At 72.5% G+C, this 10,923-nt stretch carries 18 protein-coding genes; 3 read left to right on the forward strand and 15 right to left on the reverse strand.

The features are described 5' to 3' along the window. Nucleotides 1-36: 36 nt before the first annotated feature. The 13 genes from F9278_RS36305 to F9278_RS48880 all read right to left on the reverse strand — a co-directional run bounded on the left by F9278_RS36305 (nt 37) and on the right by F9278_RS48880 (nt 6,568). Nucleotides 37-609, reverse strand: a complete 573-nt coding sequence (locus F9278_RS36305) for a hypothetical protein (protein WP_152172074.1) — start codon at nt 607-609, stop codon at nt 37-39. Next, the gene (locus tag F9278_RS36310; protein ID WP_152172075.1) at nt 606-899 is read right to left on the reverse strand and encodes a hypothetical protein; all 294 of its coding nucleotides are present in this window, start codon (nt 897-899) and stop codon (nt 606-608) included. The genes F9278_RS36305 and F9278_RS36310 overlap by 4 nt, the downstream gene beginning before the upstream one ends. Further along, complete coding sequence (locus F9278_RS36315) at nt 896-1,642, reverse strand: hypothetical protein (protein ID WP_152172076.1); 747 nt, start codon at nt 1,640-1,642, stop codon at nt 896-898. The genes F9278_RS36310 and F9278_RS36315 overlap by 4 nt, the downstream gene beginning before the upstream one ends. Nucleotides 1,643-1,729: 87 nt before the next feature. Continuing rightward, nucleotides 1,730-2,017, reverse strand: coding sequence for a hypothetical protein (locus tag F9278_RS36320; protein WP_152172077.1), 288 nt, complete (start codon nt 2,015-2,017; stop codon nt 1,730-1,732). After that, a complete protein-coding gene (locus tag F9278_RS36325; protein ID WP_152172078.1) occupies nt 2,014-2,214 on the reverse strand; it encodes a hypothetical protein in 201 nt (66 codons plus the stop codon). The genes F9278_RS36320 and F9278_RS36325 overlap by 4 nt, the downstream gene beginning before the upstream one ends. Next, nucleotides 2,211-2,681 carry a hypothetical protein gene (locus tag F9278_RS36330; RefSeq protein WP_152172079.1) on the reverse strand — a complete coding sequence of 157 codons (471 nt, stop codon included), beginning with the start codon at nt 2,679-2,681 and terminating at the stop codon, nt 2,211-2,213. Before F9278_RS36330 ends, F9278_RS36325 begins: the two co-directional genes overlap by 4 nt. After that, nucleotides 2,678-2,890, reverse strand: coding sequence for a hypothetical protein (locus F9278_RS36335; protein ID WP_152172080.1), 213 nt, complete (start codon nt 2,888-2,890; stop codon nt 2,678-2,680). Before F9278_RS36335 ends, F9278_RS36330 begins: the two co-directional genes overlap by 4 nt. After that, entirely contained in the window at nt 2,884-3,324 is a 441-nt protein-coding gene (locus F9278_RS36340) for a hypothetical protein (RefSeq protein ID WP_152172081.1), read from the reverse strand. The genes F9278_RS36335 and F9278_RS36340 overlap by 7 nt, the downstream gene beginning before the upstream one ends. Further along, nucleotides 3,321-3,881 carry a helix-turn-helix transcriptional regulator gene (locus F9278_RS36345; RefSeq protein ID WP_152172082.1) on the reverse strand — a complete coding sequence of 187 codons (561 nt, stop codon included), beginning with the start codon at nt 3,879-3,881 and terminating at the stop codon, nt 3,321-3,323. The genes F9278_RS36340 and F9278_RS36345 overlap by 4 nt, the downstream gene beginning before the upstream one ends. Further along, the gene (locus F9278_RS36350; RefSeq protein WP_152172083.1) at nt 3,878-4,711 is read right to left on the reverse strand and encodes a hypothetical protein; all 834 of its coding nucleotides are present in this window, start codon (nt 4,709-4,711) and stop codon (nt 3,878-3,880) included. Before F9278_RS36350 ends, F9278_RS36345 begins: the two co-directional genes overlap by 4 nt. A 115-nt stretch (nt 4,712-4,826) precedes the next feature. Next, nucleotides 4,827-6,002, reverse strand: coding sequence for a hypothetical protein (locus tag F9278_RS36355; RefSeq protein ID WP_152172084.1), 1,176 nt, complete (start codon nt 6,000-6,002; stop codon nt 4,827-4,829). Between the two features lie 85 nt (nt 6,003-6,087). Then, nucleotides 6,088-6,306 carry a helix-turn-helix domain-containing protein gene (locus F9278_RS36360; protein ID WP_152172085.1) on the reverse strand — a complete coding sequence of 73 codons (219 nt, stop codon included), beginning with the start codon at nt 6,304-6,306 and terminating at the stop codon, nt 6,088-6,090. After that, nucleotides 6,242-6,568, reverse strand: a complete 327-nt coding sequence (locus F9278_RS48880; RefSeq protein ID WP_152172086.1) for a helix-turn-helix domain-containing protein — start codon at nt 6,566-6,568, stop codon at nt 6,242-6,244. Before F9278_RS48880 ends, F9278_RS36360 begins: the two co-directional genes overlap by 65 nt. 117 nt (nt 6,569-6,685) lie before the next feature. Between F9278_RS48880 and F9278_RS36370 the strand changes: the two genes are divergently transcribed. From F9278_RS36370 to F9278_RS47660, 3 genes are all read left to right on the forward strand, one after another. Continuing rightward, nucleotides 6,686-7,138: a helix-turn-helix domain-containing protein gene (locus F9278_RS36370; protein WP_226967102.1), complete on the forward strand. Its 453-nt coding sequence runs from the start codon at nt 6,686-6,688 to the stop codon at nt 7,136-7,138. A 272-nt stretch (nt 7,139-7,410) separates the two neighbouring features. Then, nucleotides 7,411-8,676, forward strand: a complete 1,266-nt coding sequence (locus tag F9278_RS36375) for a tyrosine-type recombinase/integrase (RefSeq protein WP_152172088.1) — start codon at nt 7,411-7,413, stop codon at nt 8,674-8,676. A 240-nt stretch (nt 8,677-8,916) separates the two neighbouring features. Then, nucleotides 8,917-9,210 carry a hypothetical protein gene (locus F9278_RS47660; protein WP_152172089.1) on the forward strand — a complete coding sequence of 98 codons (294 nt, stop codon included), beginning with the start codon at nt 8,917-8,919 and terminating at the stop codon, nt 9,208-9,210. Here the strand turns inward: F9278_RS47660 and F9278_RS36385 are convergent. Next, nucleotides 9,158-9,922 (reverse strand): SDR family NAD(P)-dependent oxidoreductase, encoded by a 765-nt coding sequence (locus F9278_RS36385; RefSeq protein ID WP_152172090.1) that lies wholly within the window; start codon nt 9,920-9,922, stop codon nt 9,158-9,160. The genes F9278_RS47660 and F9278_RS36385 overlap by 53 nt on opposite strands. Before the next feature lie 32 nt (nt 9,923-9,954). Continuing rightward, nucleotides 9,955-10,809: an Fpg/Nei family DNA glycosylase gene (locus F9278_RS36390; protein ID WP_152172091.1), complete on the reverse strand. Its 855-nt coding sequence runs from the start codon at nt 10,807-10,809 to the stop codon at nt 9,955-9,957. Nucleotides 10,810-10,923: the final 114 nt, after the last annotated feature.

The raw sequence follows: 10,923 nt of genomic DNA on the forward strand, positions 1-10,923 counted from the left end.
CCGCCCCGTTCGCGGGGCGGGGCGGACGGCCGGTCTTCACGCCGCGTGCCGGCAGGGCCGTACGCGGATCTGCAGGTCGTAGCCCTGGCCGGGCGCCAACTGCCCGGTGGTGACGGCCTGGTGGTAGGCGGCGGCGAACGCGGAGAGGACGTCCTCGACCACGTACGGGATCTGCAGGCCGAGGCGGACCAGGCTCATCAGGTCCCGCAGCAGTCCCCGGCGACCGGACAGATCCACCCGCAACCAGGGACTGCGCGCCCCCGGCAGCGGGAACCGCACTGCGCCGACCGCGTGGCCGACCGGCACGACCACGCCCTCGACCACCGGCTCGACCACCGAGGGCCGACGGCCGACCACCGGACCGGACGGCGGCCGCTCCTGGTCGACCGGTCGGGCCTGCCGGTCGACCAGGCCGACCGGTTCCTCAACATGGTCGACCACCGGCCGCTCCTGGCCGACCACGTCGACCACTGGCTTCGGCAGCGGACGGCCGAGCAGCCGCCTGACCGCGTGCCGGCTGATGCCCAGCTCGCCCGCGATCCGCCGCTCTCCGTACCCGCACTCGGTCTTCAACCGGTGCGCCTCGGCGCGCTGGTCGACGGCGCTCACAGGCCTGCCTCCCCGAGCTCGCGAGCCAGCGCGAGGGCGGCCTCGGACGGCGGCTCGTCGACCGGAGGGCCGCAGCGGCAGTCCTCCGCGTAGTCGGCTCCCTGCCCGGCCTCACAGGCGCAGTAGGGCCCGCCGTAGCAGCCGTCGCACTCGCCGGGCTGCCACTCGTCCGAGTCACCCGGGCACTCACAGCCGCACACACAGCCGGTGCCGCAGCGGCACTGGCACATGCCCTCACCGCACGCCTCGTCGACGCCCAGCTCGGCCTCGTCGTAGTACGCGGTGCTCACTGGTCACCGCCCGGCTGCCGGCCGGTCTCGGCCTGGGCGGCCTCGCGGACCCGGGCCAGCTCCTGGGCGTGCTTCTTGCGTGGCTCCAGCAGCACGAAGCCGACGGCGCGTTCGGCGAGCAGCCCGTACGCGTACGCGGCGTCGGCCAGGCCCTCGGCCGCCTGCGCGGCGTCGAACATCTCGCCCGCCTCGTGGTCGGCGATGTAGTCCCGGCCGGCCAGCTCCTCGGCGTGGTCGCCGGCGATCTGCAGGCTGATCAGCCGCTTGTACGCCGCGGCGATCCGGCCAGCCTCGGTGTACCGGTCGAGGCCGTCCACCGCGCAGGAGCCGGGGATGTGACGGCGTTCGGTGTCCAGGGCGAAGGTGACCCGGGCCGGCGTCTCGCCCGCCTGCACGCGGGCGATCGCCCAGGCCGCGCCGGACGCGTACAGCATCGCGGCGTGTTCGTAGCGGCGGCGGGTGGTGAACCCGAGTTCCAGATAGATCTTCTGCAGGGCGAACACCGCGTCGGGGTGCGGCTCGCGTGAGGCCGGCCTGCTCTCCCAGCCGCGGGTGTCGGCGGCGGGCTGGCCGGTGATCTTGCCCTCGTGCAGGACACGGCGCTCGATCTGCACGTTCGCCTGCAGGAGCCGGGCCTGCTGGTCGGCGATCTGCCACTCGTGCGCGGCCTCGCCGAGGGCGCGCACGCTGTCGACCAGGTGCTCGAACCAGGCGGCGGTGGGCGCGGCGGTGGTACGGGACATGCACAACTCCAGAAAAGGGATGGGGCCGGGCGGGCGGGACGGGTCTCAGGTCACGTGCCGCCCGCCCGGCGGATCGGAGGGGCCGGGTCAGGCCGGGTCAGGTGCCGGGACCGGCCGGGGGGTGCCGCACAGGACGCAGGTCGCGGTGTCCTCGCCGTCGGTCTCGTGCGCGGTGTCCCCGTCGCAGTGGCCCTCGCATGCCAGCAGCACGAGGCTGCCGCTGTCGGCGCGGGCGCCGGTGCGGAAACCGGCGTACGGCTCCGGGCCCTGGTAGCGGGGGCGGCGGGCGAGGACGAGGCCCCCGATGAACGCCGTGGCGATCGCCAGGCCGCCGAGGAAGACGGCGATGTGCGCTCCGGTGTCGGTGAGGTTCACGGGGTGTCTCCAGCAGTGGTGCGGGTCAGGGCGGTGACGGGCAGGGTGATCCGGGCTCCGGCGGCGGCCAGGGCTTCGGTCTGGGCGTCGGCGATGCGCTGGATGTCGTAGGCGGGCAGCAGCGGCATCTCCTCGGTGAGCCGGTCGGCCAGGAGCGCCGTCACGGCGTCCGCGACCAGGCCCAGGCGGGGACTCACGGGCGAGCCGCGAGACGCGCGAGCGTCAGTTCGTTGGTGAGCCGCTCGTTCTCCAGGGCCGCCTGAAGCACCGTGCGGGTCAGCGACTCGTTCGCGGCCCGCAGGTCCAGGACCCGCTGGTCGAGCGCGGCGCGTGCCGCCTCCGACATCTGCAGCCGGACCGCGAGGGCCCGCACGTCGGCGGGCGTCCGCAACAGCCGCAGCCGCTCCACCTCCAGGCGCAGCGCCTCGACGTCCGGGCTCTCCGCCTCCCGCACCGCCGGTACGGGCGGTGCGGGGCGTTTGGCGAGCAGCGCCGGGGTCGGCCGGGGCGGCAGCATGGCGCCGGCGGCGGTCACGGCGGCTGTCCGGCCGGCGTCCGCCGCGCTGGCTTCGGCGGACGCGACGGTGTGCGGGCTGACGGGCGGCAGGTTCTCGGGCAGGGGCCTGCCGATCAGCCGGGCGAGCACGGAGTGGACGGGGTTCATGACGCTCCCTTGCGACGGGTGTCGGGACGGCAGGGCACCAGGTCGAGCCAGTCGGCCTGGCCGATGCCGCCGCCTTGGTAGAGCCAGGTCAGGACGGCGCCTGTGCGGCTGGGCCGCGGTCGGCGTCCGACGGTCAGCCACGCCCCGCAGGGCTGACGGACCTGATCGCCCGGCCGCAGGCCGAGCACCGGCATCGGACGGGTCACCACGCGATCAGCCCCTGCTCGGCCGCCGAGTTGAGGGCCAGGTCGAGGGCGCGGCCGTCCTCCCACTCGTGCAGCACCGTGGCGGGCTGCCACGGGGCGCCGAGGCCGCCGGTGAGCAGGGTCAGGGCCGCGTCGGCGAGAACGGGCGGGGCGGCGAACGCGCTGACGAGCAGCCGCCGCACGTCCGGTCCGGACCGTGCCGACCAGCCGGTCAGGTGCGACCACAGCAGGTCCAGGCCGGCCGGGTCGGTGAGGTCCGGGTGCTGCGGCAGCCAGGACAAGGTGAGGAAGAGTTCCGGGCCCCGCTTGGGGTCCTCGACGCGCAGGCCCGCCTCCAGCACGTCGGGGACCAGTCCGGCCCGGCCGAGGACGATGTGCACGGCGTCGCCGTAGGGCAGGTGCGGCAGCAGCGTCAGCCGCTGAACGGTCCCGGTCACCGGCCCTCACCCCCGCCGGGCTGCCACGGCGTGATCCAGCCGGCGGCCATCGCGATCGCGACCGCGTGCGTCGCCGAGCGTGCCTTCAGCTGGCTGATGGCGCGGCTACGGCGGGTGCGGGCGGTCTCGTAGGGGATCCGCAGACGTTCCGCGGTCTCCTGCAGCGTCTCCCCACGTGACGCGCCGATCAGCGCCGACAGCTGGGTCGCACTCAGCGGGCAGCGGCCCTGCGGGCCCTTCTCCGCCTCCGGCTTCTTCTCGTGTACGTCACCGCGGGGTGTCCCGAGCGCGTGCCGCAGACGCCCGACCTCGGCGAGCAGCAGCTGCCGCGCGTGGTCGAGGCGACGTCCCTCGGTGAGCAGATGCATCTCCGCGTCGGTCCGCGGCGACCAGCCCTGCCCGGGGCGCGTGCCCCGCGGCAGCACCAAGGCCTTCGCCCGCAGCTGCGCGAGGACCTTGTCCGGCAGACCCGGCGCCGGGTGAACTCCGCCCACAGCGCGGCCGTGGGTGTCCTTCCCGGCCGGGCCCGCCGCGCGAGTCTCATCGATGGCGGTCACTGCCCACCACCCGCCGCCCCGGTCTCAGCCTCGGCGGGCATGTCCTGCTGGGCGCGCCATACGGCGGCCTCGTCGTCGGTCAGCCGGGTGCAGCCGCGCACGGTGACCTCGACGTCGGCGCCGAGGGTGCCCCTGGCCCTGGCGTGTTCGAGGACGCCCCCGTACGGGCCGGGGGTGTCGTTGTGGTGGGTGGTGACCTCGATGCCGAGTCCGGCCGCGACCTCGCGGACAGCGTCCACGCTGGCTGCCTGGACATCCACCGTGGTGCTGCCGCCGCCGTCGTCCCAACCGCTGCAGTGGATGTGGGACAGGGTCAGGCCGGTGTCTGGGTAGCGCGCCATCAGACGGCGGGCCAGGCCGGACACGTCCGCGGCGCGGGCGTCCAACGCCTCGACGGCCGCGAGCGGTCCCGGTTCGCGCTGCACGGCCGGGTCCGGGTCCGGGTCCGGGTGAGGCTCCTCGTGGAGGAGTTCGCCGAGGTGGAACAGGCCCCTCACGGGCGACACACGGTCCTCGCCGCAGGCGAGGCAGGGCTGGACCAGGTCGAAGGACACCTCGGCGTCGACCGAGTCGGTGGAGGGGTCGTGGCGGTAGCGCAGGTAGTCGGGGCGCCCGGCGGCGAGGACGGCGCGGGCCTCCTCCACCTGGTCGGGCAGTCCCTCGGTGACGTACTGCCAGACGAGTTCACCGGCGGCCTGGGACAGCGTCTCGTCCGCGTGCGACCGGGCGTACTGCAGGAATCGCTCCCGGTCCTGCGCCACGGCGTCCGGATCCGTCAGGGATGCCGTGCCCTCGGTGTAGGTGGCGAGGGCGAGTTCGATCAGGTTCATTGACTCGCTCACAGGTCACCGCCGGTCCGGCGGCCGTGGGCCTGGTCGTCGCAGAGGTAGGCGATGAGCATGGCCACCACCCACGCGGCGAACACGACGGCGATCATCGAGACAATCACGAGGCCGCCCCCTGTCCGCCCTCGGGACGGACGGCGGCGAAGGCCAGCTCGTCCGGGCTGGCGCAGGCCGAACACAGGTCGAGCATCTGCGGGTTGGGCACCCAGTGGCAGCCGCCGTCGCAGGCGCGGTCCTCGGTGCAGCCGCAGCGCGCGCAGCGGGCCACGTCGTCCTCGACGGCCGTGACGACGGCGGTCGTGTCCGGCGCCTGGGGGGCCTGCTGGGTGGGGTCGGTGGCGGCGGCCTGGTCGGCGGCCGCGAGTTCGGCGCCGGCGGCGGCCATGGCCGCGCTCGCACAGAGCGGGGTGCACCACCAGCGCGGGCCGCCCTCGGTGCCGACGACGTCGACGAGGATCCACCCCCACACCGACGGGTCCGTCTCGTCGAGGTCATCGACGGCGAGACCGCAGCCGGGGGTGGCGCAGGCCTCGGCCTGATGCACGGTCGCCAGGAGACGGGCGGTCAGGTCGGCGCGCTGGTCGTCGTCGAGGGCCAGGACCCCCGTACCGCCGAACCCGGTCTCGCAGCCGATCAGGGTGCCCTCACCGGGGCGGTCACCGGCGGGCGGGGCGATCAGCCCGTCCCACGTCAGACGCAGAGCCCGCTCCCCGCCGACGGTGGCGGGCTGCCCGCCGTCGAGAGCGGACAGGATCTCGCTCACCGGCAGGTGGTAGAAGCCCGGACGGCCCGCACACAGGGCATGCACGGCGTGGCAGCCCGCGAACAGCGGGGCGGTGGCCAGCCACCGCTGATGGAACCACTCCACCGCCTCGGCCATGGCCTCGATCTCGGTGCGCAGCTCGGCGCGGGCCTGGGCGCAGGCCGCCTCGGCGATCGCCTCGACGGTCAGGCCGTCGTACGTACGGACCACGTGGTCGGCCGGCTCGGGCGGCCCGGCGGTGCACTGCCGGTCGCCGCCGCAGACGAGGACCTGGGCGCCGTTGTCGTAGTGGTCGCCGCGCGGAACGAGCGGGCCGCGCCGGCTGCCGCAGGTGACGCACATCGGCATGAGCGGCTCCGGCCGCCCGACAACCGGCGCCACGGGCGGCGGGACAGGCGTGCGGGTCTGCAGCGCCGCAACGTGCCGCAGCGGCAGCACCGGCGTAGAGACGGCCGCCTGGAAACCGAACGGCTGTGGCTCGGGGCGGTGGGGGTAATGGGATGATGCGGTCACGGTGTCCTCATTTCTGATGGGTGAGGTGTGCCGGAGGGGTCGTGTTCCGGGGTCCAGCCGGGCGCGGCCCCGAACCATGCGCGGGTCAGGCGGACGCGCGCTGACCCACCGGGTCCGCGCTCTCCTTGGCCTGCAGCCACTTGCGGACGACGTCGCGGTGGTACAGGACCTCCTTGCCGACCTTCGTCCCGCGCGGTCCGGCACCCCGGTGCCGCCACCCGCGGACGGTCGCGGGCGACTTACGGACGAGGACCGCGAGTTCCTTGGTCGTCATGTAGGGCGAGTTCGTGTTCGCCTCGCTCATTTCGGCTCCTCTGTTCGAGCTCTTCGATGGGGCACTGCAGGCGTCCAGCGATGGCTGCCAGGACCTCGGGCTGCGGGGCGCGCTGGCCACGTTCGATCCGGGACAGATAGCTGGCTGAGATACCGACGGAGTCCGCGAAGGCGCGTAGGCCGTGCCCACTCAGCTCGCGCCGGCGGCGGATTCTCGGTCCGTCGACTCGCATGACCTGACGGTACCCAACGAAGCACAACGATGCAACACAACGAGGCTCATCTAAGTCCATCGGGTTTACCGCGAGTAAAGCTGGCGCATTCTTGAGCTCAAGGAAGCGTGTGCCCCCCGTACTCTGTTGCCTGTTGTTGCCGGTCGTTGACTGGCGCGGAACACGAAGGGGCGCTTCGTGGAACTGAACAAAGATCCGGAAGTGTGGCGCCGCCTGGGGCGGGCGCTGAGGGAAGCGCGAGAGAGGCGCGGGTGGTCCCAGGAGGAACTGGCCGCCGAGGCCGGCGTCTCCAAGGGGGCTGTGCAGGGCGCCGAGGCTGGCAGGGTTCCGAAGACTCGCATGCCGCAAACGCTGGCCCCGATCGCGCGAGCGCTGGGCTGGCCTGCCGGTTCGGTCGAGAGGGTGATCGCCGGAGGCGAGCCACCCGGGGGCTGGCACGACGTGCGCGCGGAGATTGCCGACGAGGAGGTGGCGGCGATCATGACGAACGCCATGGTCAGGTCGATCGACGGTGCGACCGGCGTGGAGATCCGGCAGGCGACCGAGTCCGCCTTGGCCGAGTTGCGCCGTCGCGGCTTCCTCGCCGACCTGACAGGCGCTCACCAAAACGAATCGAACCGAAACGCTTAGCAACGAGACACAACGGGATTAGTCTCGATTCCCCTCGGAACGTTCATGTTCCGCCTGGGGGAGGGGAGGGCTGCCCGTGTCCGCGCGCAGAGCCGTTGTCCTGGTTGCCGATCTTGGGTCGGCCAGTGTGGCTGCGTTCACCGCCGACCTGAACGGCATCCCACATCTAGTCATCAATCAGCTGGCTCGATACGACCCAGCGGTCCGCGAGGAGGCGGCTCGCCTCCTCGCGGCCGCCGGGGTTGAGGCAGAAACGATCCACGAGGTTCTTCATGGGATACGTCGTTGACCGGTGGCATCTCTCCCGACCGCCCGACGGGGCGACGGAGTGCGGAGAACACAAGGGGAAGGTGGCGTCCGCCTGTCACGGGCAGGGCAAGCGGTGGCAGTCAAGGTACGAAGGCCCTGACGGCAAGGAACGGACCGCGCTGTGGCGCACACAGACCGAGGCCCAGAACGAGGTCAACAAGCAGGAAGGAGCGAAGCTCACCGGCTCGTGGATCGACCCGGACCGCGGCAAGACGCCGATTGAGAAGGTCGTCTTCGACATCTGGCTTCCGGCCACGGCCACCATCGAGCGCACCAAGCGTGAGTACCGGGGAGTGATGAACCGGTATCTGATCCCTGAGTGGGAGGGCCGTGAGATCTGGTCCATTCGGCCGAGCGAGGCCAGCGCCTGGCAGAACCTGCTGACTACGAAGTACGAGTTGGCCGGCACCACGCCAAACCGGACCGCCCGCCTGGTGCGCAGTGTCTTCACGCTCGCCGTACTGGACCGGATGATTCCTACCAGCCCGTTCATGGGCGTCAAGGCGCCCACGCTGGTCGAACCGCAGATCGAGCCGCCCGACATCGCTACCGTCCGGCTCATCGTCGACCAGGCGCACCACGACCGGTGGGCCGTGATGACCGAGCTGGACGCCCTCACCGGCCTACGGTCGGGCGAGATACGCGGGCTGTGCCTCGACAAGGTCAACTTCCTGCCGCGGACCCTCGACGTCCACCGGCAGCTGGTGTACGAGCCGGGCAAGGGCCACTACTTCGACAAGCTGAAGACCGGTGCCGGCCGCCGCACGATTCCGCTCAACCAGCGGGCGGTGGATCTGCTCGCCTGGTACATCGCGAAGTATCCTCCCCCGACGTCCGGCCCATTTGCCGGACTGCTATTCACCATGCCGGGGGGCAAGCCAATTGGCGAAAGCACTCTCGACTGGGCGTTCAAAGCGATGTGCGCCAAGGCTGGCGCAAAGGCATACCGGTGGCATGACCTGCGCCACCACTTCGCCTCGGTGCTCATCGCGGGCGGAGAGAATCCGAAGGTCGTCTCCAGGAGGCTCGGGCACAAGGACGTCGCATTCACCATGCGGATCTACGCCCACTTGTTCACCGAGGCCGAGGAGCAGACGCGGTCTGTTCTGGATGCGGCGTGGGCCACCCCGGGTGACACTCAGACCGGGCCAGCGGAAATTCCCCGGCCCACCGGAAGGAAACCGGAATCCATGGCACGGAAGGGTGCTCTGACCCAGGTCAACGCGTAGTCCGTAGCTTCACCATTGGATGTTCCAGGCGGAGAACGGATAGTGCGGCGCGGCGCGGTGCGGGTGGCCGGTGGGGGCGTGAGGACGGCGGTGAGTGGCTGCGGGGCGCATCGGGTGTCCCGTGGGCGCGGTCCTTGTGAGGGGGCCGTGCGTCCCTGTGCCGGTGGTGCGCCCTCTCCGGCCGTGACGACGGCCGTCTAGCGTCGTTCTGGGGGCCCGAAGGCCTTGGAGGTGGCGGCCATGCGAATAGTTCGCTGGGGGGCGGCTCTGGGGCTCGGTGCGCTGTGGTGGTGGGGTGTGCTGCGACTCGCGCTGGTGCCGGACGCCGGCGCGGTGGAGGGGGCGGTCGCGGCCGGGGGGTGGGGGCTCAGCCTCCTGCCTGTCCACTGCGTGCCGAAGAGACGGGTGCCGGGACGGCCGGGGGGCGCGTCAGGGGGCGCGAGGGGTGGTCCTGTGCTGGGGGACGCGGTGGGGGCCGCGCTCACCAGGGCATGGCCACCCCGCCGTTCGGGCGGAGGATCTGGCCCGTCGTGAACGCCGAGGCGTCGGAGGCGAGGTGCAGCACGGCGTGCGCGATGTCGTCCGGCTCGCCGACCCGGCCCAGGGGTGACAGCCGTGCCATGACGGACTCCGTGCGTGCCTGTGCCTCTTTGTCGTGGCGGTCGGTCATGGGGGTACGGATCCAGCCCGGTGCCACGGCGTTGACACGGATGCCGTGCGGGCCCACCTCGGTCGCCAGGGTCTTTGTGAGCTGGACCACCGCCGCCTTGGTCACGCCGTAGCAGAGCAGTCCCGGGCCGCCGGTGTCGACGGCTCCGGAGGCCATGGTGACGATGCTGCCGTGTGTCTCGTCGGCGATCATCCGGCGGGCCGCTTCCTGGCAGGCGTGGAGCACGCCCTTGAAGTTGACGCTCCACACCCGTTCCAGATCCTCGTCCCGGGTCTCCAGGACCGGGCTGCTGTGCATGATCCCGGCGATCGCCGCCATCACGTGCAGCTGCTCGCAGGCGGCCACGGCCCGCGTGAGCTGGGACCGGTCGGTGACGTCCAGGTGGTGGGTGTGGGCGGTGCCGTTCCTGGCCTTGATCAGGGTCGCCGTCTCGTGCAGGCCCTGTGCGTCGCGGTCCGCGCAGTGCACCGTCGCGCCCGCCTCGGCGAGCAGGACGGCCGACGCGCGGCCGATACCGCTGCCGGCGCCGGTGACGAACGCGGTGCGGCCGGTGAGGTCGTACGCCGGGATGGGCATGAGGCGACGGTACGAGCGTTTCTGACGGTCCGTCAATTGGGTGTGCGGCGTCGAAACCGGGGGTTCGCGCGGGGAGTTCCGGGCGCTCCGGGATCCGGGGCCGGGCCCGGCTGGCAGGTGGGGCACCAGTACGTGGGGCGTTCGCGGGAGCCGTCGCCCTGGTCGGCCGCGCGGACGGGGGTGCCGCAGCGCAGACAGGGGCGGCGGGCCCGGCCGTACACGAACAGGTCGTGGCGGCGCAGGCCCGTGGTGCTGCGGATCGGGCGGTCGCGGTTGGTTTCCAGGAGGTCCTTGGCCAGGGCGGGCAGCCGGGCGGCGGTGTCGTCGGGGAGGGCGCCGACGGGGAGCCAGGGGGTGGCCCGGAGCAGGAAGCAGAGTTCGCTCTTGTAGACGTTGCCGATGCCGGCGAGATTGCGCTGGTCGAGAAGGGCCTCACCGAGGGGGCGCGCGGGGGCGCTCAGGAGGTTGGTGAGGGCACGGTCGGGGTCCCAGTCCGGGCCGAGCAGGTCGGGGCCGAGATGGCCGACGGCTCGGTGTTCGTCCGCGGTGCGGATCAGCTCCAGCACGGGGAGGCGGTAGCCGACGGCCGTGCGGTCGGTGGTGCCCAGGATCGCGCGGATCTGGTGCGCCGGGCCGCCGCGCCAGCGCTCGTCGTTGGCGTACACCTTCCAGGAGCCGTCCATCCGCAGATGGGAGTGGAGGGTCAGGCCGCCCTCGACGCGGGTGAGGAGGTGCTTGCCGCGGGGGGTGACGTCCAGGACGGTGCGGCCGGTGAGGTCGGCGGTGGCGTATTTCGGGACGCGGAGGTCGGAGCGGGACAGGACCTTGTCGGCGAGGGCGGTGTGGAGTCGCCTCGCCGTCTGCCGGACGGTGTCGCCTTCGGGCATGGGTCAAGGGTGGCATGTGGGTGGGACCGGGCGCCTGATGGGTTGGGGGCGGGCGATTGATTGGCGGGTGCGGGTTCGTGGGTGGCTGGTCGCGCTCACGCGGCGGAGCCGCAT

The organism is Streptomyces phaeolivaceus (assembly GCF_009184865.1).
Taxonomy (GTDB): domain Bacteria; phylum Actinomycetota; class Actinomycetes; order Streptomycetales; family Streptomycetaceae; genus Streptomyces; species Streptomyces phaeolivaceus.

Coding starts and splice junctions, on each gene's coding strand:
- F9278_RS36315 (WP_152172076.1), bottom strand. CDS start 1,642: ATGTCCCGTACCACCGCCGCGCCCACCGCCGCCTGGTTCGAGCACCTG.
- F9278_RS36330 (WP_152172079.1), bottom strand. CDS start 2,681: ATGAACCCCGTCCACTCCGTGCTCGCCCGGCTGATCGGCAGGCCCCTG.
- F9278_RS36350 (WP_152172083.1), bottom strand. CDS start 4,711: ATGAACCTGATCGAACTCGCCCTCGCCACCTACACCGAGGGCACGGCA.
- F9278_RS36360 (WP_152172085.1), bottom strand. CDS start 6,306: ATGAGCGAGGCGAACACGAACTCGCCCTACATGACGACCAAGGAACTC.
- F9278_RS48880 (WP_152172086.1), bottom strand. CDS start 6,568: ATGGACTTAGATGAGCCTCGTTGTGTTGCATCGTTGTGCTTCGTTGGG.
- F9278_RS36375 (WP_152172088.1), top strand. CDS start 7,411: ATGGGATACGTCGTTGACCGGTGGCATCTCTCCCGACCGCCCGACGGG.
- F9278_RS47660 (WP_152172089.1), top strand. CDS start 8,917: ATGCGAATAGTTCGCTGGGGGGCGGCTCTGGGGCTCGGTGCGCTGTGG.
- F9278_RS36385 (WP_152172090.1), bottom strand. CDS start 9,922: ATGCCCATCCCGGCGTACGACCTCACCGGCCGCACCGCGTTCGTCACC.
- F9278_RS36390 (WP_152172091.1), bottom strand. CDS start 10,809: ATGCCCGAAGGCGACACCGTCCGGCAGACGGCGAGGCGACTCCACACC.